The organism is Pandoraea pnomenusa (assembly GCF_000767615.3).
GTDB lineage: Bacteria > Pseudomonadota > Gammaproteobacteria > Burkholderiales > Burkholderiaceae > Pandoraea > Pandoraea pnomenusa.
Genome location: NZ_CP009553.3, coordinates 2,012,086 through 2,035,076, shown reverse-complemented (window position 1 = coordinate 2,035,076; position 22,991 = coordinate 2,012,086). Strand labels below are relative to the sequence as shown.

The window sequence follows — 22,991 nt, the reverse complement described above, 5'->3', positions numbered from 1 at the left end:
CCATGGCCACCGGCAAGCGGACGGGAGACCGCCGGCTTCCGGATATTCGAGCGGTCGCTCAACGCTCCCCGCTCGACGCCGCCGGCGCGGTTGCAGGCTCGGCTCTGCCTGTCGGCAAAGTGATCGCCAGCAAGGCCTGCGCCTGCGCACGCAGGTCTTGCGCCGATGGGTGGAACGCGAACGGTACCGCCTGCGCGAGGCCCTGCAACATCTTGCGCGAGCTCCGGGAATACGCCGGGTCGTAGTGCCTGACAATGAGCGCCTCCGACAGGGCACGATGGTCCCCCCGATCGAGCAGCGTCAGCCACTGGTCGATCACGGCACGCCCATGCAAAGGCACCAGCCGCAGCAACTGTGCACGAAAGTAGTCCGGCTGCGCGAGCAGATGGCCATATTCCTGCATCAGGAGATCCACGCGTTCGTCGCGCGCGACGTTCACCTCGATGCACGCCGCCGTGGTGCGCAGCGCGGTCATCAGCGATTCCGGCAGCGAAATCAGACCGATGCGCCGGCTTTCCGCCTCGACGAACACCGGCCGTGCGGGATCGAAGCCGCGCAACGCCGAAACCAATGCCGTATCGAACGATTTCTGCGACGGCTGTGGCCGGTCGGGCACGGCGCCGAGCAACGAACCGCGATGCCGCGCCAACCCCTCGAGATCGAGCGTCTGCGCCCCGGCATCCGCCAGTGCATGCAGCAGACGCGTCTTGCCGCTACCGGTGTGCCCGGCAAGGACAACATAGTCGAGCCGGGGCGGCAGCGCATCGAGCGAAGCCACCACATCGCGCCGGTAGGTCTTGTAACCGCCTTCGAGCTGACGGGCGCGCCAGCCGATCATGTTCATCATCAAGGTCATCGACGCCGAGCGCGTTCCACCGCGCCAGCAATAGATGAGCGGCCGCCAGTTGCGCGGCCGTCCCGAGAACGTCGTATCGAGATGGTGAGCGATATTGCGTGCGACCATGGCCGCGCCGACCCGCGAGGCGTCGAACGGCGAGACCTGCTTGTACAGGGTGCCGACGGTGACGCGCTCCTCGTTGCTGAGTACCGGCGTGTTGATCGCACCGGGAATGTGGTCGTCGTCGAATTCGAGCGGTGTGCGCACGTCGACGATTTCGTCGAACTCGTTCAGGTGCTCCAGCGAAACGCGCAAGTGGTTCATCGTGTACGCCCTGCCGCCGGCGTCGATTCGTCAGCCCCGGCCACCTTCCCACAGCGGGTACCGTACGGCGTGCGCGAAGTTGCCTGCCGCTGGTCCGCGGCGTCGAGACGCGCACGCACCTTCGCGGCCCGGTCGATGATGCGCGCCGCGCCCTCGGCGTCGCCCGCGCCGCCGAGCGCCAGCGCGTAGTCGTCGAGCATTTCGACGTATGCGAACGGTGCATGGCGCGACGCGTCGATGCGATCGAGCGTCGCGAGCGCCCGTCCGAAATATTTCGCGGACTGCGCGAACCGTCGCTGAGTCAGCGACAGACGCGCCAGCTCGATGAGCGCCGGATACCGATAACGGTTCGTGAGAATGTCGAGATCGTAGGCGAGACTCAGTTCGCGCTCGGCTTCCGTGTAAAAGCACGTCACGCCCAGCGCGCGCCCATAGTCGTAATGCATGGCCGCGCGCTGCGAGGCCGGCCATCCGGATTGGTCCGCAACGAGCACTGCCTGCCCGAAGTCGCGGCGCGCGGTGTCCCAGTCGCCACGCACTTCCGCCGCGCCACCCATTGCCGCGTAATCCGGCCCGGGCCGCATGCGCACGGGCGTGCCGCACCCGGCCGCGCTCAACAGGCCGCCGAGCGCGCCCACCGTCGTCCACCACTTCAGGGATCCAATCATCGGGAAATACAGGTTCGAAACGCTAATCGGGAATTGAGTTGTCGCGGGACACCGACGTCCCGCATTCGCCCGACAGGATACCTCGTCGCACCTGAACGCCCCAGCGTCGGCGCCATTCACAATACCAACCGACGGTCACCATTGCCGGAATCGCGTCGGGGCTTGCCTTGCGAGTGCGCCGGAAAACCGCGATGATCGGGCATCTCGAGCGCAGCCCGAACGGCATTGCGCCCCTCCAAGGAGACCCATCATGCCTCGCAGCATTGCCGAAAAACGCGCCTTGTTTCGCGAACTTCATCTGGCCGGTTGCTTTGTCATCCCCAATCCGTGGGACGTGGGCAGTGCCCGGTATCTCGAACACGCCGGTTTCCAGGCGATTGCCACGACCAGCTCCGGATTCGCCTGGTCGACAGGCCGTCCCGACAATGGTGTGACGCGCGACAGCGTGCTGGCGCATTTTCGCACGCTCGTGGAGGCCACCGACCTGCCGGTAAACGCGGACTTCGAGAGCGGCTTCGGCAGCACGCCCGACGAGGTGGCGCACAGCGTGAAGATGGCCGTGGCGACTGGCGTCGCGGGCTTGTCCATCGAAGACTCGACCGGCGACGCCAACGCCCCGCTTTTCCCCATCGACGAGGCCGTGGCACGGCTGAGGGCAGCGCGACGCGCGATCGACGAGACCGGCGGCGACACGCTGCTCGTCGGACGCGCGGAGAATTTCTTCGCCGGCGTACCGGACCTGGACGATACCGTCGCCCGACTGAAGGCCTATGCCGACGCGGGCGCCGACTGTCTCTATGCGCCAGGTATTCAGTCAGCCGAACAGATTCGCACGGTGGTGACGGCCGTCGCGCCCAAACCGGTCAATGTCCTGGTGGGCGCGACCTCGCCGTTCACGTTGCAGGACCTGGCCGATCTCGGCGTGAGGCGTGTCAGCGTGGGCGGCGCCCTCGCCCGTGCGGCCTGGGGAGGCTTCATGCACGCGGCACAGGCGCTCGCCGAGGGTCGCTTCGACGGTTTCGACGGCGCGGCCAGCGGGGCCACACTCAACGGATTGTTCCAGCCGGGCCGGTAAAGACGCGGGGGCGCGGTCTGGCGCGCGGTGCATGACCAGTGACTTTTCGTCGATGGACGGCGTGTTCATCGCCCGGAGACAATGGGTTGCCCTGCCGATGCACCGCGTCGCCGTCGATGGCACACGTGACTCGGCGCCCAGACCCCACGGAGTGACCATGACCCCGCCGCACGATGCCTTTGCCATTCCCACACCGCTCGGTGCCGCGCTGCCCAAGCCGCGCATCTTCGAGACGTTCGACGAGACGCGCGCCGACCGGAAGCTGCGTCTGGCCGTTGCATTCCGGATCTTCGCGCGCTTTGGACTGGCCGAAGGCATCGCGGGACACATCACCGTGCGCGACCCCGAGTTCGCCGACCGCTTCTGGGTCAATCGCTACGCGCAGCACTTCTCCTCGATCCACCCGGACGACCTGATCCTGGTCGACGAAGCCGGTGGCCTGCACCACGGCGAAGGTCCCGTCAACGCCGCCGCCATGGCGATCCACGCCGGGATTCACGCCACGCTGCCCCATGTCACCGCCGCCGCTCATACCCATACGACCCACGGCCGCGCATTCTCCGCGCGCGCTCGCGCACTGGCGCCGATCAATCAGGAGGCCTGCCTGTTCCATGACGACCACGTGCTGTTTCGCGGCGACGTGCTCGTGCTGGGCGCCGAGGAGGGGCGTCGCATTGCGCAGACCATGGGGCACAAGCGCGCCGCGGTATTGCTCAACCACGGGCTGCTCACCGTCGGCTCGTCGGTCGATGCCGCGGCCTACCGCTTTCTCGCGATGGAGCGATGCGCGCAGGTGCAGTTGCTCGCGGAAGCGTCAGGACCGCTCGAAGTGCTGCCCGATGCCGAGGCCCGCGAGGTCTTCCGCCTGCTCGGCTCGGACTATGTGGCATGGCTCGGCTTCCAGGGGCTCTACGAACAGGTGTTGCGCGAAAGCCCCGAATTGTCGGCGTACGCAACGCGACTGGCCCGATAGGACGCCACCGCGCGACGCAGCCACGCATCGAACTGGCGCAGCGGCGCCCAGTCGCTGCGCTGCGCGGGATGGGAAAAGTAGATCGTCTGCGGATTGGCGAGCGTGTGCGCGTGCGCCTGCACCAACGCGCCGCTGGCCAGTTCCCGCTCGATCAGCACGCGCGGCAGCAATGCCACGCCGAGACCGGCAACCGCGGCGTTGATGGCCATGATGAACATGTCGTAGCGCTGCGCACTGCGTTGCGGCCGAACCTCGGCGGCCTGCGGCGGACATAGCGACGCGAGCCAGTCATCCCATACGCGCGGCAGATCGCGCGCACAGATCCACGACGCGGCGGCGATGTCCTCGAGCGATAGCGACGAGCGGCCGTCGAGCAGACGCGGCGCGGCCACGAGCAGCAGCGAATCGTCGGTGATGAGCGCATTGCCGGGCATGCCGGGCCACAGGCGTGTGCTGAAGTAGATCGTCGCGTCGAACGCGCAGTCGTCGAAGAACACGGGTTGATCGCGTCCGAGGATATGCAGGCGGACGTCGCGCGTGTTTGCGTAAAAGTCGTCGAGCCGGGGAATGAGCCATTGCGCGGCGAACGTCACCCCGACGGCGATTTCCAGCGCCGTCTCGCGGCCCTGCTGCACCACGTCGAGCGTGTCGCGCCGGATCTGGTCGAGGTGCACGCGAATGCGCTTGGCGTATTCGGCGCCGGCGGGCGTGAGCACGAGCCGCTGCTTGACGCGCTCGAACAGTGCCACACCCAGGTGCTTCTCCAGTTCTCCCACGCGCTTGCAAACCGCGCCGTGCGTGAGTGCGAGTTCCAGTGCGGCCTGGGCGAAGTTCTGATGACGGGCGCTGGCCTCGAAGGCCTGCAACGCCGAGAGGCTGGGGACGCCCAGACGCATGATGACTCCTGCGGGATTTCGATGTTGCCCGACAGTCTATGCGAAGCGCCCCGCGCCATCCAGAATCCATCTATCGCCCACGGACCGGCCCGTCGCACCCCTGGCGGGGGATCGACGGGCCGCGCCGGCTGCCACGCGTGCGCCTTACTCCACGTGCGCCACGCCGCCCGCGAGCACCGCCCCACCGGCGACCTCCTTCGGCAGCGCCCACGACATCCAGTGCGTGCGCAGCGCCACGACCAGCACGAAGGCAAGCGCCGCCAGGGCACCAAAGGTCGCAAAGCCCATCTGGTAGCTACCGGTCGATTCCTTCGCAATGCCCATGATCACCGGCAGATAGAAGCCTCCGATGCCACCGGCCGCGCCGATAATGCCCGACATGAGCCCGGTCTTGCCTTGCCAGCGTTGCGGCACGAGCTGGAACGTCGCGCCGTTACCCAACCCGAAGCACAGGTAGACGAGCACGAGCAGGGCGATCCCGGCGCCCTGCGGCGGCATCCATGCAGCAAATACGAAGTCGATCACGGAGATCGCCGCGAGCAGCAGCACGAGCGCGCGCACGCCGGAGATCCGGTCGGCGACGAGTCCGCCGATCGGACGCACCAGGGCACCGAGGAAGGCCAGCAAAGACATGAACAGGCCAGCTTCGATGCGCGGCATGCCGTACAGCGAGATGAGCAGCGTCGTGACGTAGGAGGACATGCCCACGAAGCCGCCGAACGTGATGCTGTAGACCAGCATGATCACCCACGTGTCGCGCTCGGTGAGCACGCCGCGATAGTGGCGCGGCAGCACGGCGATGGCGAGCAGCGCCCCGAGCACGGGCAGCAGCAGCACGCCGGCCTTGCCTTCGCCGAACGCACCGGCGTGCACGCAGAGCACGAGCGCGATCAGGCCGAATACCGTAATGAAGAAGCTGGTGAACGCACGCGGAGCACTCCCCGACTTCACGCCCTGATCCTTCGCCCAGAACACCAGCGCCAGCGCGGCGAGCGCAAGCAGCGGCAGTGCCGCGCCGGCGGCGCGTGCCCAGCCGAAGTGCTCGGCCAGTCCCGGGAACATGAACCCGTCGAGCACGGCGCCGACGTTGCCGGCGGCGGCAAGCCCCAGCACCAGCCCCTGCACCTTGGGCGGATAGTTACTGCCCGCCATGGGCAGCGCCACCGCGAAGCTGGCACCACCCACGCCGAGAAACACGCCGAGCACGAGCAGCAGTGTGTACGACGGCGTACCCGGCATGAGCAGCAGCACCACCGATGGAATCGCCGAAAGCGCCAGGCCCATCAGGGCGATCTTGCGACCGTCGCACGCCTGGTAGAGGTTGCCGAGCGTGACGCGCAGAATCGCCGCACCCAGCACCGGGACCGCCACGAGAAAGCCGGTTTGCGCCGGGGTCATCGCAATGTCCTTGCCGATGAACGGGGCCAGCGGGCCGAGCATCACCCAGACCGTGAAGCCGGTGTCGAAGTACAGAAAACACGCAACCAGCGCGCGCCAGTTGCCACTTTTCAACGATTGCGTGAGCGTGCTCATGGGAACCCTCGTGTTCGTGTGCCAAAAAAAAAGCGTCCCGAAGCCGAGCGCCTGACGAACAGGCCTTTGGCTTCGGGACGCCGTTGCCCCGAAATCCCCGCTCTCGCAGGGTCATGCGTGCGGTGCAGAAAATTCGCTTGTCTTCACTCGGCCGCCTTTGGCCTTGCACATGGACTAGCAAGTGGCGTGCCAGCGCTGCGACGGGCGGGCGTCCCAAATGGCGTTGCGGCCCTGTCCACGCCGGTCTTCGCGACATGGTCGCCCCTGAGCCGGACCTGCCGCCGCGCGTCCCGGGGCACGAGGCAAGGCGGCATTCGTGTTCCGCTTGAGGGTGTCGTGCCGCATCTCGATGCGGCGGCGCACCAATTGCGTGCGCCATCGATGCCGATCTTTCATGCCGGATTTCGGCGTCTGCGCGATCTCGTGGCGCGCTGGCTGTCCGCCGCCATCGCGCCTCACGCGACGATCCATGCAGCCTTCTGACTCACGAAAGTACCGTCGCAAGTCCTGCTCGACGTGACCTTCGTGGATAATCGAAACGTTCGCACCTTTTCGCTCCGGCGCTGCCCATGAACGCCAAGTTCTTTCCGCATTTGCTGCGCTTTCATCCCCGCCTGCTGATCGCCATCGTCATCGGCGTGATCGCCGGACTGTTCGTCCAGGTGGCCGTGAGCGGCGAATTCACGCCCATCACGCGCACCCTGATCGGATGGAACGCTGGCGCCTGGTCTTATCTCGCGATGATCTGGTTCATGATGGTCACGTCGCCCAGACGCAGCATCGAGCGCTTTGCCGAGCAGGAAGACCAGAGCGCCGCCCTCGTGCTCACGCTGGTCAGCGTGTCGGCCATCGCCAGTGTGGCGGCGATCGTCCATATTCTCGCGAGCGCCAAGGCAGGCGGCTCGCAACACGCCTCCGAGCACGTGCTGTTTGCCGCCGCCACGCTCATCGCCGGATGGTTCCTGGTGCCGACGATCTATACGCTGCATTACGCGCGCCTTTACTTCACCGATACCGAAACGCCCTACGCGCTCGGCTGGCCCGACCGCGACTGCGACCCCGATTACTGGGACTTCCTGTACTTCTCGTTCACCATCGCGGTCGCGTCCCAAACTGCCGACGTCTCGCTCAAGTCGCGCCGCATGCGACGCGCGGCGCTCGCGCAGGCCATCCTCTCGTTTTTCTTCAATCTCGCCGTGCTGGGCCTGTCGATCAATATCGCCGCCGGGTTGCTCAGCTAAAGCGCCGCCTCGCCCTGCCCGCCGCCATGTGACATGACGTCGCATCCGACGCGCACATAATTCCTTTCAAAAACATACATGTATCGCCGCCGATCGTCGCAGACGGTGGCGCGTCAATGCGCCACATGTGACGACTTGTCACGCGTGCTGCACCGCAGCAACCCCTAATATGCAAGCAAACAAATGGTGTTTGGATGACATCGACACCATACAAGACAGGGTTTATTTGCATACATAGAGCGCAACATGACTGCCGTTTCGGAAGCCCTCGACCTCGCGCGCCTGCAATTCGCGTTCACGGTCTCGTTTCACATCGTTTTCCCCGCCGTCTCCATTGGCCTTGCGAGCTTCATCGCCGTGCTCGAAGGGCTTTGGCTGAAAACACGTCGACAGCACTATCTCGAGCTGTGCCGCTTCTGGTCGAAGGCCTTCGCCGTGTGCTTCGGCATGGGCGTGGTCTCGGGCGTGGTCATGGCGTATCAGTTCGGCACGAACTGGTCGGGCTTCTCGAGCTTCGCAGGGGCGGTGACCGGTCCGCTGCTGACTTATGAGGTCATGACCGCGTTCTTCCTCGAAGCCGGCTTTCTCGGCATCATGCTGTTCGGCTGGAACCGCGTGAGTCCTCGCGCGCACTTCGCCGCCACGCTGTGTGTGGCGCTCGGCACGCTGATCTCCACGTTCTGGATCCTAGCGTCGAACAGCTGGATGCAAACGCCGCAAGGCTTCGAGATCGTCGACGGCCGTGTCGTGGTGCTCTCCTGGTGGGACGTGATTTTCAATCCGTCCTTTCCTTACCGTCTTGCGCACATGAGTATCGCCGCATTCGTGGTTGCCGCCCTCGTCGTGGCCGGCACGGGCGCCTGGCACCTGCTTCGCGGACGTCGCGATCCGGCCGTGAAGACCATGTTCTCAATGGCCATGTGGCTGCTGCTGATCTTCGCGCCGCTGCAGGCTTTCGTCGGCGACCTTCACGGACTCAACACCCGAGAGCATCAGCCCGCGAAGCTCGCCGCGATGGAAGGCCTCTGGGAGACGAAGTCCGGCGGCACGCCGCTCAACCTGTTCGGCTGGCCCGACATGCAGGCCGAGACGACCCGCTACGCCGTCGAGGTGCCGCATCTGGCCAGCTTGATCCTCACGCATAGTTGGGATGGCGAAATTCGCGGCCTGAAGGAATTCCCGAAGGATGAACGCCCCAACGTGCCGCTCGTGTTCTGGAGCTTCCGAATCATGGTCGGCCTCGGCGTGGCCATGATCGCCGCGGCGCTCGCCGCCCTGTGGCTGCGCCGTCGCGGCACGCTCTTCGCCTCGCGCGGCTTCGCCCGCACCATGCTGCTGCTCTCGCCCACCGGCTTCGTCGCCCTGCTCGCGGGCTGGGTCACCACCGAGGCCGGACGCCAGCCATGGGTCGTGTATGGCGTGATGCGCACCGCAAACGCCATGTCGCCGGTGAGCGCGCAGCAGGTGCAGGTCTCATTGCTCGTGCTTGTGCTCGCGTACTTCCTCGTGTTCGGCACCGGCGTGTACTACCTGCTGAAGATTCTGCGTGGCGGCCCGGCACTGTCCGGCGATGCATCGAACGAATCAAGCCAGTCCGGCGCCGCGCACGACGAGCGCCACGTGCCGCAGGCCGTGATGGCCGCGCCGGCGATGTCAGGCTTGTCCGCACGCCTGGATACCGACACGGCCCGCGCGCTTTGACCGCGCTTCGCACCACCGACGACACTGAACCTTGCGAGACCTCTCATGGATCTGACCTTAGCCTGGGCCGCCATCATCGCGCTCGGCCTCTTTCTCTATGTCGTGCTCGACGGCTTCGACCTCGGCATCGGCATTCTCTTCCCGTTCTTCCCCGACGCACGCGAGCGCGACACGATGATGAACTCGGTCGCGCCGGTGTGGGACGGCAACGAAACCTGGCTCGTACTGGGCGGCGCCGGCCTGCTCGCCGCGTTTCCCATGGTGTATTCGGTGCTGCTCTCCGCCCTGTACCTGCCACTCGTGCTCATGCTGGTGTGCCTGATCTTCCGGGGCGTGGCATTCGAGATTCGCGGCAAGTCACGCCGCACGCGACAGTGGTGGGATCTGGCGTTCATCGGCGGGTCGGCCGGCGCCACGCTCTTTCAGGGTGTCGCGCTCGGCGCCTATCTGTCCGGTATCCCGGTGGAGAACGGCCAGTTTTCGGGCGACGCCTTCGGATGGCTCACCGCATTCAACCTCTTCACGGGTCTCGGCCTGCTGGTGACGTACGCGCTGCTCGGTGCATGCTGGCTCATCGGCAAGACCGAAGGCGACCTGCAACGCCGCCTGCGCCAGCTTGCGTGGCCGCTGACGATGACGCTGGTCGCCGTCATGGCCGTCGTCTCGCTGTGGACGCCGCTGCGGGTGCCCATGGTCGCGCAACGCTGGTTCGACGGCCAGTGGTTCTGGCGTTGCCTGCCGGTACCCTTCCTCGTGGCCGGCGCCGCGCTCGTCATGCGACGTGTGCTGCGCCGCGCGCACGACGCCACGCCCTTCTGGCTCGCGATCGGGCTGGTGTTTCTCGGCTACAGCGGGTTGCTCATCAGCGCCTATCCGTACGCGATCCTGCCGGGCGTCACCCTGTGGGATGCGGCGGCACCGCACTCGAGTCTGTCGTTCACGATGTGGGGTGCGGCGTTCATCATTCCCGTGATCCTCGGCTATACGATGCTGGCGTACTGGGTCTTTCGCGGCAAGGTGGCTCACGATGCGCACTATCACTGATCTCGTGCGCCCCGACGTGCGCAGGCAGCGCGAGCGAAGCGTCGCGCGCAGCGCCTGGCAACTCGCCATGATTCGCTGGGGATGGTTCGTTGTCCTGTGGTGCGCGGGGGTGGCCGGGACCGCCCTGCTTGCACTACCATTCAAGCTCATCATCGCATCTGCCAAATAGGAGGCATGCTAATGAATGGACTTTGCTCTGCGCATCCGACGCGCGGTGTACGACGCCTGAACGTCGCCGCCGCGGTCCTGGTCGCGACGTTCGCCGCGGGCGCCGGCGTGGCACGTGCCGAGGGAATGAGTGTTTCGTCCCCCGCGTTCGCCGACGGCGGCATGCTGCCGGCGATTCATGCTGGCCTCGGCGATTGCGGCGGTCAGAACGTCAGCCCGCCGATCGAGTGGAAAAACCTTCCGCAGGCCACCCGGAGCGTGGTTGTCACGATGAAAGACCCCGACGGGGCAAAAGGTGGCGGCGTGGTGCATTGGGTTGCCTACAACATTCCGGCGACCGTCGCGTCGCTCGCCGCCGGTGCGGGCAACCAGTCGGGCGATCACATCACCGTGGGCAAGAACGTGAGCGGTGCGACGATTTATCGCGGGGCCTGCCCGCCGGTCGGCGATTCGCCGCATCACTACATCATCACCGTGACGGCGACCGATCTCGATCCGGGACGTCTGCCGCCCGGACTGGACGCGTCCGGGCTCTCCGTGGCGCTCGCCGGACACACCCTCAACGGCTCGACCATCGTCGCGCGCTATGGCCGATAGTCGCAGCCGATAGGCGAACACCGGCGAGTCGCATCGACACATGAAACAAAGCGCCGGCGCACACAGGCGGCCGGCGCTTTGTCTTGTCGAGGTCGTCGGTGCGCGGCGATTACTTGTCGCGAGCGAGCGCGAGAAATTCGGTGCGCAATGCCAGGTTCGGCTGCAACTCGCCAAGCATGGCCGAAGTTACCGTTTCCTCGCCGGCCGTGCGAATGCCCCGGCTTTCCATGCACATGTGACGGCACGACACCACCACCCCCACCGCCTTGGGTTGCAGATGGGTCATGAGCGCTTCGGCGACCTGCGTGGTCAGGCGCTCCTGGACTTGCAAACGGCGCGCGAAGCAGTCGACCAGACGCGTGAGCTTCGAGAGTCCGACGATCTTGCCATTGGGCAGGTAACCGATGGTGGCCTTGCCGAAGAACGGGGCGAGGTGATGTTCGCAGTGGCTGTACACGGGAATGCCTCGCACGACGATCAGCTCGTTGTACTGTTCGGCACCATCCTCGAAGACCTTGAGCACTTCGGCCGGATCCTGCGCGTACCCCGCCGTCCATTGACGCCACGCCTTTTGCACCCGCGCCGGAGTCTCGTGAAGCCCGGGGCGGTTCGGGTCTTCGCCGATGTGTTTGAGGAATCGCTTCCAGTCGTTTTCGTCGAACGTGTCGTGAGACATATGAATCAAGCTCCTTGCATGAGGTCCGGTGCGCTGCGCCGCTGCCGCTCGCGCGCCCCGTGCGCTGCCGGACATGTGCGCACAATAGCAGAGAGTCCCGGCACGCGCATCGATGCCCCCACGGCGCGCAAGGCGCTCGCTGCGACATGCCTGCGTCGCCACGGATTGCCGTCGCCGCCGATTTTGCGCTAATGTGACATCGAACCATCGCAACCTTGCAATCCCACTTCGCAACGAACCGCAACGCATGAGGCGCGTCATGCCGGCCATCCCCCGCATGTGCACTATCCCGGGCAATCTCACGATCCGCCTTGCCGCGCTGTCCGCGCTCGCTGTGCTCGCCGGCTGCGGCGATCCGGGCAACAAGCCGTGGCAGGGCTACGTCGAAGGCGAGTTCGTCAACGTCGCCTCGTCGCAGGCTGGCACCTTGCAGACCCTTGCCGTATCGCGCGGCCAGCAGGTGAAGGCCGGCGATCCGCTCTTCGCGCTCGAATCCACCTATGAGCAGGCCGCGCAATCCCACGCGCGCGATACGCTCGCCAATGCCGAAGCACAATTGCGCGATCTCGCGACCGGCAAGCGACCCGACGAAATCGCCGTGTCGAGCGCTCAACTCAAACAGGCCGTCGCCGTGCGAGACAAGTCGGTCGCGCAATTCGACCGCGATCAGTCGCAATACGCCGCCGGCGGCATTTCCCGCGAGCAGCTCGACGCGAGCCGGGCCGACGCGCGCAGCAGCATCGCGCGCGTTCAGGAATTGCAGAGCAGCCTGGCCGTGGCACACCTGCCCGGACGCGAGGCCCAGCGTCAGGCGCAAGCGGCACAGGTGGACGCCGCGCGTGCCTCGCTCGCACAGGCCGACTGGCAGCTCGCGCAGAAGCATCCGGTGGCTGGTGCCGCGGCGCGCGTATACGACACGCTGTATCGTGTGGGCGAATGGGTCGGCGCCGGCAGCCCCGTCGTGCGCCTGCTGCCGCCGGGCAACATCAAGGTGCGCTTCTTCGTGCCCGAAGCCTCGCTCGGCACGTTACGCGCCGGGCAGACAGTGCACGTCGCCTGTGACGGATGCGGCGGCGGCATCGACGCGCATATCACGTACATCGCCGCGCAAGCCGAATACACGCCGCCCGTCATCTACAGCAATGACACGCGCGAAAAGCTCGTGTACATGATCGAAGCCCGCCCCGCCGTGCCCGACGCCGCGAAGCTCAACCCCGGCCAGCCGGTACAGGTGAGCCGCCCATGAATCCGAACACCGGTTCACGGGGCATGCCGGACATGCCGGACATGCGGGAATCGCCGGACAGGCATGGCGGGCACGACCTCGCCATCGACGTTCGCGGCCTCGACAAGCATTTCGGCGACAAGCACGTGGTGAAAAACGTCTCGCTGCAAGTCAGGCGCGGAGAGATCTTCGGCTTTCTCGGGCCGAACGGCAGCGGCAAGACGACCTGCATCCGCATGATGTGCGGCCTGCTCACGCCCGACGGCGGCAGCGGTACGTGTCTCGGCTACGACATCGTGCGCGAGAGCGCCCAGATCAAGCGACACGTGGGCTACATGACGCAACGCTTTTCGTATTGGGAAGACCTGACGATTCGCGAGAATCTCGACTTCGTCGCGCGCGTCTACGGTATGGCAAACCGCCGCGAAGCCGTCGATCGCGCCATCGAAGGACTCGGGCTCAAGGCGCGCGCGAAGCAACTGACCGGTTCGCTCTCGGGCGGATGGAAGCAACGCCTGGCCCTGGCCGCATGCATGCTGCATGAGCCTCGGGTGCTGCTGCTCGACGAGCCGACCGCGGGCGTCGACCCCACCGCGAGACGCGACTTCTGGGAAGAACTGCACGCGCTCGCCGCGCGCGGCATCTCGGTACTCGTCAGCACGCACTACATGGACGAGGCCGAGCGCTGTCACAAACTTGCCTACATCTCCTACGGCGAGCTGCTCGCGCAAGGCACGGCCGAGGAGGTCATCGCCGCGCAGCATCTGACCACGTGGACGGTGCATGGCGAGAACCTCGTCGAGTTGTCGCGCGAACTGCGCGAGCAGCCCGCCGTGGCACAGACTGTTGCCTTCGGCAATGCCCTGCATGTGAGCGGACAGGACGCCGACGCGCTTGCGCGGTTGCTGCAGGGTCTCGCGCGTGAGCGCGGCCTGCACGCCGCCCCGATCGACACGAGCCTGGAGGATGTCTTCATCTTTCTGATGAGTCACGCCAGGGACAACTTCGGGGACGGGACATGAGTACGCCGCTGGGATTTTCCATCGCGCGCTGGTGGAGCATCGTGTGCAAGGAGTTCCTGCAATTGCGGCGCGACCGCGTCACGTTCGCCATGATCGTGGGCGTGCCGCTCGTGCAACTGGCGTTGTTTGGCTTTGCCATCAACTCCGATCCGAAACACATGCCCACGGCCGTCATCCTTCAGGACCAGAGCGAATTCACGCGCAGCCTCGTGGCCGCGATGGAGCACTCTGGATACTTCCGTTTCACCGAGACGCTGACCGACGAGGCCGCCGGACGCACGGCGCTGGCGCAGGGCCGCGTGCAGTTCGTGCTCAATGTCCCGGCCGATTTCACGCGGCGGCTGTTGCGAGGCGAGCGGCCCGCGGTGCTCGTCGAAGCCGACGCGACCGATCCGATGGCCATGGCCTCCGCGCTCGGCGCGCTGCCGGCGATCGCGCAATCCGTCGCGCAGAAGGACCTGACCGGCGCGCTGGCGCCGCTGGCGGGCACGCCGGGCGGTTTCGACGTGCAGGTGCACCGCATGTACAACGCCGAGGGCATTACCCAGTACAACATCATTCCGGGCCTGATGGGTGTGATTCTCACCATGACGCTCGCGATGATGACCGGCCTGGCCATCGTGCGCGAGCGCGAGCGCGGCACCATGGAGAATCTGCTCGCCACGCCCGTGCTGCCCATCGAGGTCATGACCGGCAAGATCGTGCCGTACATCGCCATCGGGCTGATTCAGGCGAGCATCATCCTCATTGCCGCGCGCTTTGTCTTTCATGTGCCGTTCGAAGGCAGCGTGATCGCGATCTACCTGTCCGCGCTCGTGTTCATCGCGGCGAATCTGACCGTCGGCATCGCCCTCTCGTCGTTCGCAGACAACCAGTTGCAGGCCATGCAGCTCACCGTGTTCTACTTCCTGCCCAGCATGCTGCTCTCGGGTTTCATGTTCCCGTTCGGCGGCATGCCAGCGTGGGCGCAGGCGATCGGCAACCTGCTGCCGCTCACCTACTTCAACCGGCTCGTTCGCGGCATTTTGCTCAAAGGGAACGGCTGGGGCGACGCCTGGCACGACCTGTGGCCGCTGCTGGTGTTCTCCGCACTGCTCATGGCGGTGGCCGTGAAGTTCTACAAACGAACGCTCGACTGAGGCCCGTATGCGAGTCACACGCGCTTGCCGATGGCCCATACCGCGCCGCCCGCGCATCGGTACCCTCGCGCTCGGATTGAGCGCGGCCCTGTCGGCCTGTGCGGTTGGCCCCGACTTCCGCGTGCCCGACGCGCCCGCCACGGCGCAATACACGAGCGAGAGGCAACCCACGGCAACGGCGCAGGCGCGCGCCCTGCCCACCTCCCAGGGCGAAGCGCAGACGTTCGCCACCGATGTCGACGTGCCGGCAGACTGGTGGACGCGCTTCGGCTCGCCCCCGCTGAACGCACTCGTCGCGCAGGCGCTTGCCGACAGTCCCACGCTCCGGCAGGCCGAGGCGAAGCTGCGCGAGGCGCAGGAGAACTACCGCGCGCAGGCGGGAGCACGCTTGCTGCCGTCGGCGGACCTGAAACTCTCCGGCACGCGTGAACAGGTCGATCTTGCGTCATTTGGCATCACGAGCGTACCGAGCCCCGGCCCATTCACGCTTTACAACGCGAGCGTGAACATCTCGTATACGCTCGATGTCTTCGGCGGCAACCGACGCGCCCTCGAATCGCTCGCCGCGCAGGTCGACTATCAGCGATTCGAACTCGAAGCGGCGCGCCTCTCGCTCGCCGGCAACGTGGTCACCACCGCATTGCGGCAGGCCAGCGCCCGTGCGCAACGCGCCGCGCTCGAAGGCATGCTGGCCGCGCAACGGGTCCAGCTCGACATCACGCAAGCGCGTGAGCGCGCCGGCGGCGTAGCCACGCTCGATGTGCAGAATCAAGCGGCGCTCGTCGCGCAAACGGAAGCTCAACTCCCCGCCCTGAGCGCGCAGATCGCCCAGTACGATCATCAACTCGCTCGGTGGCTCGGCCAGCCGCCAGGGGCATTCACCTCACCCACCATCGACCTCGCAACGCTGCAGTTGCCGCGGACGGTGCCCGTTGGCCTGCCTTCGACGCTCGCGCGGCGACGGCCCGACATCCGGGCATCCGAGGCGATGCTGCACAAGGCCAGCGCCGATGTCGGCGTGGCCACCGCCAACCTGTATCCTCAGTTCACGCTATCGGGCAGCTTCGGCACGCAGCGCATGCGCACGGCCGATCTGGGCGACGGTATCAACATCTGGAATATCGGCATGAACCTGCTGCAGCCGCTCTTTCGCGGCGGCGAGTTGCGCGCCCAGCGGCGCGCGGCCGTGGCGGCCTACGACGCCGCGCTCGCGTCGTATCAGGACACCGTGCTACTCGGCCTCGCGCAGGTAGCCGACGCGATGCGGGCGCTCGAAGCCGATGCGGCCACGCTCGCCGCACGCGCAGACGCGGCACAGCGCGCGGAGACCGCCTACCGGATCGCACGCGAGCGCTACCGGGCTGGCGGCATCAGTCATCTCGCGCTGCTCGACGCCCAGCGTCAGGCGCTCGATGCCACACGCGCCCGGCTCGACGCCCAGGGCGCACGCCTGAGCGACACGGCGGCGTTGTGGCAGGCCCTGGGCGGCGCACCGATCACCACGGCAGCCGACGATGCGGCAGTCGCGGCCCCCGAGCCCGCCCGTCCGTCTAGCCCAGCGAGTGCGCGGCCTCGGTGAGGCATTTCATCAGCGTGGCGACCGGTGCGCGCTTGAGTGCCGACTGACGCGCGAGCACCCCCAGTTCTCGCGTGAGCGGCTCACCCGCGAGCGGCAACACCTGAACACCGGTTCGCGTCGGCTTGTCCGCCGCGTTGCCGTGCGAGGGCAGGCCAATGAGCGTGGCCGGCACGATCGACCACCCGAGTCGCGCACGCACCATCCGAAGAATCACTTCAGGCTCGTCGAGTTCCACTCCCTCGCGCACCCACAGCCGGTGACGCTTCAGGTAACGCTCCACAAGATCGCCACCGTACGAGCGTCGGTTGTAGCGCACGAACGGCAATGACCCGGCCCAATGCGCGACGTCGCCACGTGTGCCCTTCGGGGCGATCGCCACGTACGGCTCGCGCATCAGCATGAGCCACTTCATGTCGGCGGGCACGCCGATGCGCGGCCGGATCATGACCGCCAGATCCAGTTCCCGGGCGTCGAGTTGCGCGAGCAACTGCACCGACATGCCCGGCACGATGTTCAGGTGCGGCATCGCCCCCAGTGCCGTCCATCGCTGCACGGCGCCCGGCAACAGCCCGAGCTGCACCGTCAGGATCGCGCCGACGTGAATGGGCGCGAGCGTCGCCTGCGCGTCGCGCGCGCCTGCCTCGCCACGCATGGCCTGATAGCCCGCGATCACGCCTTGCGCCTGTGCGAGCAATCGGCGGCCGTCATCGGACAGCGATACCGCGCGACCGGTGCGTTCGAACAGCGCAACGCCGAGATCGTCTTCCAGACGCTGGATCTGGGCGCTGACCGCCGACTGCGTCAACCCCAGACGCGCCCCCGCCGCCGAAAACGACGCGGTTTCGGCGGCCGTGACGAAGGTTTTGAGATATCGGATCATTGATCGAAAATTTTGTGACTGAGTCGCCGAATTATTCGTTTTTTATTATTTTTATCGATGGATAGAATTTACCGCAAAACCACGTTTCGCGACGAAGCCGGTGGGGATGACCCGCTTCGGCCCCCGCGGCGCGTTTGCGATCCAACCCTACATTGCACGGGAGTCCTTCATGGCAACACCGCTCTTTCACCTTGCGTTCCCGGTCGACGACCTCGAAGCCGCGCGCCGCTTCTATGGCGGCGTGATGGGCTGCGAGGAAGGTCGCAGCTCGGACCACTGGATCGACTTCGACTTCTTCGGCCATCAACTGGTCGCCCATCTTTCGCCGGAGGATGCCGGCAAGCGCATCACCAATCCGGTCGACGGCGACGAAGTGCCGGTGCCGCATTTCGGCGTTATCCTTGACATGCCCGCATGGCACGCGCTCGCCGACCGGCTTCGCGCGGCAGGCACGCGCTTCGTGATCGAGCCGCACATCCGCTTCGCCGGCCAGGTGGGCGAGCAGGCCACGCTGTTCTTTTACGATCCGGCAGGCAACGCATTGGAGTTCAAGGCGTTTGCGGACATGTCGCAGGTTTTTGCCAAGTAATTCGGGGCGCTGTCGATCGGCAGCGCCCATGCTGTTTCATTGGTTGTTGTTTCCGCTTTTGTTGCATACCGGACCCGAGTCTTCTCATGAGCCAATTCGTCATTTCGGCGCCGCCCCAGGCGTCGGTCGCCGTGGCGGGCAGCGATGCCCGCTTTCCCGTGCGCCGCGTGTTCTGCGTCGGCCGTAACTACGCCGCCCACGCGCGCGAGATGGGCAGCAATCCGGACCGCGAGCCGCCCTTCTTCTTCATGAAGCCGGCCGACGCCGTGGTGCCCGCCAGCGGCACGCTGCCCTACCCGCCGCTCACCCGCGAGCTGCATCACGAAATCGAACTGGTGGTGGCCATTGGCGCCCCGGGCGAGAACGTCGACGCGAACCAGGCGCTGTCGCTGGTGTGGGGATATGGCGTTGGCGTGGATCTCACCCGCCGCGACTTGCAGCAGCAGGCCAAGGACACGCGCCGCCCATGGGACTGGGGCAAGGCGTTCGACGCCTCGGCGCCGTGCGGCCCCTTGCACGCTGTCGCGCAGGTCGGTCATCCGAAGGAAGGCCGCGTGTGGCTGGACGTGAACGGCGAGAATCGTCAGACGGGCGACCTCAACGAACTGATCTGGTCCGTGCCCGATCTCATTGCCGAGATCTCGCGCAGCGTCAGACTGGCACCGGGCGATCTGATCTTCACGGGCACGCCGGCCGGCGTGGGACCGCTCGAACCCGGCGACAAGGTGAGCGCGGGCGTTGCCGGCGTCGGTGAGATCGCCTTCACGATCGGCAAGGCACCGGCCGCCTGACACCGCGATGCCGCGATGCCGCGGTGCCGCGGTGCCGCACGGCCCGCTCCGGTCTCGTGGCCGGGGCGGGCCTGCCGCGCGGGACCGTCAAGGATATCCACAACATCTGTTGATAACCCTTTGCATAAGTCACCTTCCGACGTCGCAAATGCCCGCCGGCATTGACTGTCAAGTCCATTGCCTAATTTGCCGTCACCGATACGGTATTGCCCTTCTCGCCGCTCGTCCCTTCGGCAATCGAATCCCTGCGATGCAACATCTTCCGCGAGCCGCTCAGGCAGCCTTTCAATCCTGAAACGTTTTCGCGCGCACACTGACGACCCACGCGTTTCGAATGGTGAATTCCCCATTGAATTCATCGGCTTGCATCGATTGGCATGCTTCTCGCATAAAGCATGGGGCAAGCCGTCCGCTCTCGGGGAAGCCTCTTCGCTGAGTCGACTGTCTCGGGAATCAAGCCATGAACGCCACATGGCCCCGGCACGCCCGATGCCTATCCTTCGCCGGGAGCGCCCCGAGCGCGGACGGATTGCACCTCGTGCTGGAAATCGACGGCCGACACCGTCAGGGAGGGGATCATGCAAATGCGCCGAACCGGGCCTTGCGCCCTGAGTCCCTGCGCCCGCTCGCTCTCACCGGCGAGCCCGGCGAGATCGGCGAAATCAGCGAAATCGGACCGACGCCATCCGCGCGAACGATGCGCGAGCTGGCGGCACCGGCGTCACGATGCCGCCGGCGACCGCCGCCACGTCGCACCGGGCCGGGCGCTGCGCTGACGACGGCGCTTGCTCAGGCGTCTTCCGCCCAGGACTTCGCCGCGCGTACCGCGCGCTGCCAACGGCTCACCGCCCGCGCAATCTCGTCCTCGGACAAATGGCGCGAGAAGCGTCGCTGGAGTTTCCACTGACGCTCGAGCGTGTCGATATCGGGCCAGAAGCCGACCGCCAGCCCCGCCAGATAGGCGGCCCCGGCGGCCGTCGTTTCGATGACCTCCGGCCGCACGACATCCGCGCCGAGCAGGTCCGCCTGCCACTGCATGAGCAGATCGTTCGCGGCCGCCCCGCCGTCCACGCGCAGCTCGGCCACCTGCATGCCAGCGTCCGCCTCCATGGCGCGCAGCACGTCGAGCGTCTGGAAGGCGATGCTGTCGAGTGCCGCACGCGCCACATGCGCGGCCGTCGTGCCGCGCGTGGCGCCGAACAGCGTGCCGCGCGCGCGCGGCTGCCAGTGCGGTGCGCCAAGACCGGCGAAGGCGGGAACGAGTACCACGCCGTCGGCGTCGGGCACGCTGGTCGCGAGCGCCTCGACGTCGCGCGAATGCCGGATGATGCCCAGTCCGTCGCGCAGCCACTGAACCACCGCGCCGCCAATGAAGATGCTGCCCTCCAGCGCGTAGTCCACACGGTCGCCGATCTTCCAGGCCACGGTCGTGAGCAGGTTATGGCTCGACACTTGGGGCTTGTCGCCGGTGTTCATCACCATGAAGCAACCGGTGCCGTATGTGTTCTTCACCATGCCCGGCGCGAGACACATCTGCCCGAAGAGCGCCGCCTGCTGATCGCCCGCGATGCCGGCAATCGGCACCGGCGCGGAGAACAGCGGCGTCGCCGTATGGCCGTAGACTTCGCTCGACGAACGCACGTCCGGCAACATGCTGCGCGGCACGCCGAGCAGCGCAAGCAGTTCGTCGTCCCATTCGAGCGAGTGAATGTTGAAAAGCATGGTGCGCGACGCATTCGATACGTCGGTTGCATGCAGTGCACCGCCCGTGAGATGCCACACGAGCCAGCTGTCGACCGTGCCGAACGCGAGATGCCCGGCCTCGGCCGCGTCGCGCGCACCGTCGACGTTATCGAGAATCCAGCGCACCTTGCTGCCCGAGAAGTAGGCGTCGATCCGAAGACCCGTGCGGCTCGAGACGAGCGCCTCGTGGCCGCCCGCGCGCAAACCGTCGCAGAAGTCCGCGGTGCGCCGGTCCTGCCAGACGATGGCGTTGTAGACGGGCTCGCCGGTCCGACGATCCCACACGATGGTCGTCTCTCGCTGGTTGGTGATCCCGATGGCGGCGATGTCGATCCCGCCGACGCCGGCGTGCGTGAGCGCCTCGGCGGCGACGCCGGCTTGCGTTGCCCAGATCTCGCGCGGGTCGTGTTCGACCCAGCCCGGATGCGGATAAATCTGGCGAAACTCCTTCTGCGCGGTCGACACGACACGTCCGTCGCGATCGAACAGCAACGCCCGTGAGCTGGTGGTGCCCTGATCGAACGCGAGGATGTACTTGCCCCCTGCCATCGTGCTTGCCTCCTGTCTCTTCGCTGGTAACGGCACTCAGGCGGCCATTTCCCTGTGTTGCGCGAACCATTCCCGCACGCGGGCCTCGCCTTGCGGACCGACATGCAGTCCCAGCTTGGTGCGACGCCATAGCACGTCCTGCGCGGTGCAAGCCCATTCGTACTGCACAAGATAGCGCAGCTCGGCGTCGTAGAGATCGCCGCAGACACACTCGCCCAGACCGTCGAGCGAATTGGCTTCACCGACGAGGACGTGCGTGCGCGTGCCGTACGTGCGTGCATAGCGCTGCGCGAGCGTCCGCGGCAACCACGGCAGTTGCGCCTGTAGCGACGCCGCGAAGGCGCCGGCGTCCGGCTGTGCCATGTCGCCGCCTGGCAACGGTGCCGCCGCCGTCCAGTCGCCGTGCGTGAACCCGAGGGGGCCTCGCAAGTGCGACATGGCCTCCTCGGCCAGGCGCCGGTATGTCGTGATCTTGCCCCCGAAGACCGAGAGCAGGGGCGCGCGACTGACCGGGGCGTCGAGTTCGAGCTTGTAGTCGCGCGTGACCGCCGACGGATTCGAGACTTCCTCCTCCATCAGCGGCCGCACGCCCGCGTAGGTCCATACGACGTCGGCCGGCGCGATTGCCTTGGTGAAATATTCGCTCGCCGACTTGCAGAGGTAAGCGATCTCTTCATCGTCGATCGCCACCTTCGCCGGGTCGCCGTGGTATTCGATATCGGTCGTGCCGATCAGCGTGAACTCGCCCTCGTACGGAATCGCAAAGATGATGCGCTTGTCGGGGTTCTGGAAGATGTAGGCGTGATCGTGATCGAACAGTCTGCGCGTGACGATGTGGCTGCCCTTGACCATGCGCACGCGGTGCGTTGCCTGCTGGTGAAGCACATCGCCCAGCAAATGTCCGACCCACGGCCCCGCCGCATTGACGATGGCCCTCGCGCGCACGGTCTGATGCGTGCCTTCCGGGGTTTCCAACTGGGCGATCCACAGCGTGTCGCCGCGCTCGGCGCCGATGAGTCGCGTGCGCGTGAGAATGGTCGCACCACGCTCGGCGGCATCCTGCGCATTGAGTACGACCAGGCGCGCGTCCTGCACCCAGCCGTCGGAGTATACGAAACCGCGCGTCAGATCGCGTCGCAGCGGCGCGCCGGCCGGATGCCGGCGCAGATCGATGCCGCGCGAGCCGGGCAGGATTTCGCGTCGCGCCAGATGATCGTACAGGAACAGGCCCGCGCGAATCAGCCACGCCGGGCGCAGATTCGGCATGTGCGGCATGACAAAGCGCAATGGCCACATGATGTGCGGCGCCGCGCGCAGCAATACCTCACGCTCTTGCAACGCCTTGCGCACCAGACCGAATTCGTAATACTCGAGATAGCGCAGCCCGCCGTGAATCAGCTTGGTGCTGGCCGACGACGTGTGCGAGGCGAGATCGTCCTGCTCGACGAGCAGCACGCGAAGGCCGCGCCCGGCCGCGTCGCGCGCGATGCCCGTGCCGTTGATGCCTCCGCCCACGATCAACAGGTCGTAGGGCGCGAGCGGGTTGTCCGATGGCGATTGGGCAGGTGTCTGCACGGCGTCACTCCCGGGAAATGGGCGTCAAATCTGTGAAAGTTCGAAAATGTTCGATTGATGTTCGTTTTGCGTTCGTTTTGTGCTCAATTACGTTCACTTACGAACATCAATGTTCGAATTCTAACAGATCACGCGACTTGAGTTTCGGATTCGCGCATTTTGCGG

General features: G+C 66.2%; 22 protein-coding genes. 14 read left to right on the top strand and 8 right to left on the bottom strand.

The genetic code is table 11. The features are described 5' to 3' along the window. Positions 1-58 precede the first annotated feature (58 nt). Together mnmH and LV28_RS33150 are read right to left on the bottom strand one after the other, a co-directional pair. Positions 59-1,162 (bottom strand): tRNA 2-selenouridine(34) synthase MnmH, encoded by a 1,104-nt coding sequence (gene mnmH, locus LV28_RS33155; protein WP_023595375.1) that lies wholly within the window; start codon positions 1,160-1,162, stop codon positions 59-61. Next, positions 1,159-1,830 (bottom strand): hypothetical protein, encoded by a 672-nt coding sequence (locus LV28_RS33150; protein ID WP_048806385.1) that lies wholly within the window; start codon positions 1,828-1,830, stop codon positions 1,159-1,161. The genes mnmH and LV28_RS33150 overlap by 4 nt, the downstream gene beginning before the upstream one ends. Positions 1,831-2,080: 250 nt before the next feature. Between LV28_RS33150 and LV28_RS33145 the strand changes: the two genes are divergently transcribed. Next, positions 2,081-2,905: an isocitrate lyase/PEP mutase family protein gene (locus tag LV28_RS33145; RefSeq protein WP_038617943.1), complete on the top strand. Its 825-nt coding sequence runs from the start codon at positions 2,081-2,083 to the stop codon at positions 2,903-2,905. A gap of 157 nt (positions 2,906-3,062) precedes the next feature. Continuing rightward, positions 3,063-3,878: a class II aldolase/adducin family protein gene (locus tag LV28_RS33140; RefSeq protein WP_023595369.1), complete on the top strand. Its 816-nt coding sequence runs from the start codon at positions 3,063-3,065 to the stop codon at positions 3,876-3,878. Here the strand turns inward: LV28_RS33140 and LV28_RS33135 are convergent. Both LV28_RS33135 and LV28_RS33130 read right to left on the bottom strand, forming a co-directional pair. Beyond that, on the bottom strand, positions 3,815-4,774 hold the full coding sequence (locus tag LV28_RS33135; protein WP_023871688.1) for a LysR substrate-binding domain-containing protein: 960 nt from the start codon (positions 4,772-4,774) through the stop codon (positions 3,815-3,817). The genes LV28_RS33140 and LV28_RS33135 overlap by 64 nt on opposite strands. Before the next feature lie 144 nt (positions 4,775-4,918). Then, positions 4,919-6,307, bottom strand: coding sequence for an MFS transporter (locus LV28_RS33130; RefSeq protein WP_038617946.1), 1,389 nt, complete (start codon positions 6,305-6,307; stop codon positions 4,919-4,921). A gap of 336 nt (positions 6,308-6,643) precedes the next feature. Here LV28_RS33130 and LV28_RS48725 point away from each other — a divergent pair, with 336 nt between their 5' ends. From LV28_RS48725 to LV28_RS33110, 6 genes are all read left to right on the top strand, one after another. Then, a complete protein-coding gene (locus LV28_RS48725; protein ID WP_023871690.1) occupies positions 6,644-6,790 on the top strand; it encodes a hypothetical protein in 147 nt (48 codons plus the stop codon). Between the two features lie 86 nt (positions 6,791-6,876). After that, positions 6,877-7,548 (top strand): DUF1345 domain-containing protein, encoded by a 672-nt coding sequence (locus LV28_RS33125; protein WP_023595365.1) that lies wholly within the window; start codon positions 6,877-6,879, stop codon positions 7,546-7,548. A gap of 246 nt (positions 7,549-7,794) precedes the next feature. Continuing rightward, complete coding sequence (locus LV28_RS33120) at positions 7,795-9,249, top strand: cytochrome ubiquinol oxidase subunit I (protein ID WP_038617949.1); 1,455 nt, start codon at positions 7,795-7,797, stop codon at positions 9,247-9,249. Positions 9,250-9,294: 45 nt separating this feature from the next. Continuing rightward, the gene (gene cydB, locus LV28_RS33115) at positions 9,295-10,293 is read left to right on the top strand and encodes a cytochrome d ubiquinol oxidase subunit II (RefSeq protein ID WP_038617952.1); all 999 of its coding nucleotides are present in this window, start codon (positions 9,295-9,297) and stop codon (positions 10,291-10,293) included. Further along, positions 10,277-10,462 carry a hypothetical protein gene (locus LV28_RS48720; RefSeq protein ID WP_023595362.1) on the top strand — a complete coding sequence of 62 codons (186 nt, stop codon included), beginning with the start codon at positions 10,277-10,279 and terminating at the stop codon, positions 10,460-10,462. The genes cydB and LV28_RS48720 overlap by 17 nt, the downstream gene beginning before the upstream one ends. A gap of 11 nt (positions 10,463-10,473) precedes the next feature. Further along, the gene (locus LV28_RS33110) at positions 10,474-11,058 is read left to right on the top strand and encodes a YbhB/YbcL family Raf kinase inhibitor-like protein (protein ID WP_052408609.1); all 585 of its coding nucleotides are present in this window, start codon (positions 10,474-10,476) and stop codon (positions 11,056-11,058) included. A gap of 109 nt (positions 11,059-11,167) precedes the next feature. Here LV28_RS33110 and folE read toward each other — a convergent pair whose 3' ends face one another. Then, positions 11,168-11,734, bottom strand: a complete 567-nt coding sequence (folE, locus tag LV28_RS33105) for a GTP cyclohydrolase I FolE (protein WP_023595360.1) — start codon at positions 11,732-11,734, stop codon at positions 11,168-11,170. A gap of 259 nt (positions 11,735-11,993) precedes the next feature. Between folE and LV28_RS33100 the strand changes: the two genes are divergently transcribed. The 4 genes from LV28_RS33100 to LV28_RS33085 are packed head-to-tail and all read left to right on the top strand — an operon-like array spanning position 11,994 to position 16,699. Next, the gene (locus LV28_RS33100) at positions 11,994-12,980 is read left to right on the top strand and encodes an HlyD family secretion protein (protein ID WP_080738841.1); all 987 of its coding nucleotides are present in this window, start codon (positions 11,994-11,996) and stop codon (positions 12,978-12,980) included. 41 nt (positions 12,981-13,021) lie between these two features. Then, positions 13,022-13,981 (top strand): ABC transporter ATP-binding protein, encoded by a 960-nt coding sequence (locus tag LV28_RS33095; RefSeq protein WP_174234930.1) that lies wholly within the window; start codon positions 13,022-13,024, stop codon positions 13,979-13,981. Continuing rightward, the gene (locus tag LV28_RS33090) at positions 13,978-15,120 is read left to right on the top strand and encodes an ABC transporter permease (protein ID WP_023595357.1); all 1,143 of its coding nucleotides are present in this window, start codon (positions 13,978-13,980) and stop codon (positions 15,118-15,120) included. The genes LV28_RS33095 and LV28_RS33090 overlap by 4 nt, the downstream gene beginning before the upstream one ends. Before the next feature lie 7 nt (positions 15,121-15,127). After that, entirely contained in the window at positions 15,128-16,699 is a 1,572-nt protein-coding gene (locus LV28_RS33085; protein WP_048806386.1) for an efflux transporter outer membrane subunit, read from the top strand. Here the strand turns inward: LV28_RS33085 and LV28_RS33080 are convergent. Then, positions 16,671-17,579 carry a LysR family transcriptional regulator gene (locus LV28_RS33080; RefSeq protein WP_023871696.1) on the bottom strand — a complete coding sequence of 303 codons (909 nt, stop codon included), beginning with the start codon at positions 17,577-17,579 and terminating at the stop codon, positions 16,671-16,673. The genes LV28_RS33085 and LV28_RS33080 overlap by 29 nt on opposite strands. Positions 17,580-17,748: 169 nt before the next feature. On the opposite strand from LV28_RS33080, the gene LV28_RS33075 reads away from it, so the two are divergent. Continuing rightward, complete coding sequence (locus LV28_RS33075) at positions 17,749-18,168, top strand: VOC family protein (RefSeq protein WP_024788764.1); 420 nt, start codon at positions 17,749-17,751, stop codon at positions 18,166-18,168. A gap of 86 nt (positions 18,169-18,254) precedes the next feature. Continuing rightward, positions 18,255-18,959, top strand: coding sequence for a fumarylacetoacetate hydrolase family protein (locus tag LV28_RS33070; protein WP_023595353.1), 705 nt, complete (start codon positions 18,255-18,257; stop codon positions 18,957-18,959). Positions 18,960-19,748: 789 nt separating this feature from the next. Here LV28_RS33070 and glpK read toward each other — a convergent pair. Together glpK and glpD are read right to left on the bottom strand one after the other, a co-directional pair. Further along, positions 19,749-21,251: a glycerol kinase GlpK gene (gene glpK / locus LV28_RS33065; protein WP_023595351.1), complete on the bottom strand. Its 1,503-nt coding sequence runs from the start codon at positions 21,249-21,251 to the stop codon at positions 19,749-19,751. Positions 21,252-21,287: 36 nt separating this feature from the next. Continuing rightward, positions 21,288-22,826 carry a glycerol-3-phosphate dehydrogenase gene (glpD, locus tag LV28_RS33060; protein WP_023595350.1) on the bottom strand — a complete coding sequence of 513 codons (1,539 nt, stop codon included), beginning with the start codon at positions 22,824-22,826 and terminating at the stop codon, positions 21,288-21,290. Between the last annotated feature and the right edge of the window lie 165 nt (positions 22,827-22,991).

Excerpts from the sequence above, each read along its gene's own strand:
- mnmH (WP_023595375.1), bottom strand. The coding sequence starts at position 1,162 with ATGAACCACTTGCGCGTTTCGCTGGAGCACCTGAACGAGTTCGACGAA.
- LV28_RS33150 (WP_048806385.1), bottom strand. The coding sequence starts at position 1,830 with ATGATTGGATCCCTGAAGTGGTGGACGACGGTGGGCGCGCTCGGCGGC.
- LV28_RS33145 (WP_038617943.1), top strand. The coding sequence starts at position 2,081 with ATGCCTCGCAGCATTGCCGAAAAACGCGCCTTGTTTCGCGAACTTCAT.
- LV28_RS33140 (WP_023595369.1), top strand. The coding sequence starts at position 3,063 with ATGACCCCGCCGCACGATGCCTTTGCCATTCCCACACCGCTCGGTGCC.
- LV28_RS33135 (WP_023871688.1), bottom strand. The coding sequence starts at position 4,774 with ATGCGTCTGGGCGTCCCCAGCCTCTCGGCGTTGCAGGCCTTCGAGGCC.
- LV28_RS33130 (WP_038617946.1), bottom strand. The coding sequence starts at position 6,307 with ATGAGCACGCTCACGCAATCGTTGAAAAGTGGCAACTGGCGCGCGCTG.
- LV28_RS33125 (WP_023595365.1), top strand. The coding sequence starts at position 6,877 with ATGAACGCCAAGTTCTTTCCGCATTTGCTGCGCTTTCATCCCCGCCTG.
- LV28_RS33120 (WP_038617949.1), top strand. The coding sequence starts at position 7,795 with ATGACTGCCGTTTCGGAAGCCCTCGACCTCGCGCGCCTGCAATTCGCG.
- cydB (WP_038617952.1), top strand. The coding sequence starts at position 9,295 with ATGGATCTGACCTTAGCCTGGGCCGCCATCATCGCGCTCGGCCTCTTT.
- LV28_RS48720 (WP_023595362.1), top strand. The coding sequence starts at position 10,277 with ATGCGCACTATCACTGATCTCGTGCGCCCCGACGTGCGCAGGCAGCGC.
- LV28_RS33110 (WP_052408609.1), top strand. The coding sequence starts at position 10,474 with ATGAATGGACTTTGCTCTGCGCATCCGACGCGCGGTGTACGACGCCTG.
- folE (WP_023595360.1), bottom strand. The coding sequence starts at position 11,734 with ATGTCTCACGACACGTTCGACGAAAACGACTGGAAGCGATTCCTCAAA.
- LV28_RS33100 (WP_080738841.1), top strand. The coding sequence starts at position 11,994 with ATGCCGGCCATCCCCCGCATGTGCACTATCCCGGGCAATCTCACGATC.
- LV28_RS33095 (WP_174234930.1), top strand. The coding sequence starts at position 13,022 with ATGCGGGAATCGCCGGACAGGCATGGCGGGCACGACCTCGCCATCGAC.
- LV28_RS33090 (WP_023595357.1), top strand. The coding sequence starts at position 13,978 with ATGAGTACGCCGCTGGGATTTTCCATCGCGCGCTGGTGGAGCATCGTG.
- LV28_RS33085 (WP_048806386.1), top strand. The coding sequence starts at position 15,128 with ATGCGAGTCACACGCGCTTGCCGATGGCCCATACCGCGCCGCCCGCGC.
- LV28_RS33080 (WP_023871696.1), bottom strand. The coding sequence starts at position 17,579 with ATGATCCGATATCTCAAAACCTTCGTCACGGCCGCCGAAACCGCGTCG.
- LV28_RS33075 (WP_024788764.1), top strand. The coding sequence starts at position 17,749 with ATGGCAACACCGCTCTTTCACCTTGCGTTCCCGGTCGACGACCTCGAA.
- LV28_RS33070 (WP_023595353.1), top strand. The coding sequence starts at position 18,255 with ATGAGCCAATTCGTCATTTCGGCGCCGCCCCAGGCGTCGGTCGCCGTG.
- glpK (WP_023595351.1), bottom strand. The coding sequence starts at position 21,251 with ATGGCAGGGGGCAAGTACATCCTCGCGTTCGATCAGGGCACCACCAGC.